Source organism: Acetomicrobium sp. S15 = DSM 107314, assembly GCF_016125955.1.
Taxonomy (GTDB): Bacteria; Synergistota; Synergistia; order Synergistales; family Thermosynergistaceae; genus Thermosynergistes; species Thermosynergistes pyruvativorans.
This window is the reverse complement of sequence record NZ_JADEVE010000048.1, coordinates 1-324: the sequence shown is the minus strand read 5'-3', so window position 1 is coordinate 324 and position 324 is coordinate 1. Positions and strand designations below refer to the sequence as shown.

The 324-nt window shown below is 49.4% G+C and carries 1 pseudogene; it reads right to left on the bottom strand.

The window, feature by feature from the left end:
* Window positions 1-84: 84 nt before the first annotated feature.
* Window positions 85-324 (bottom strand): annotated as a pseudogene (locus EZM41_RS01210) (hypothetical protein); the annotation flags it as partial.

The window sequence follows — 324 nt, the reverse complement described above, 5'->3', positions numbered from 1 at the left end:
CGTGAGGCAGGAACCTGAAGAAGCGCGCCAAGAGTAACAGCGACCACCATATGAGGTTTTGCGCTAAGGACTTTCGTGGTTTGCTCAAACGTCGCCCCTCTCTAAAATATCAACCGCCATCAATGTTCCGTCTCTGCACATCTTCGCTGTGCCAGCCATAGGACCGGTGAACGGATAGATAGCTCCCATTTTAATCTTATCCGCTGCCACGGCAGCCCCGCTCAAAACCACAAACAGCGAAAACACACATATTGCCACTACCGTTTTGCTCACTTCATCCGCCCCCTTTTGATATACTACTAAGTCATGTATAATCAGTCCGTA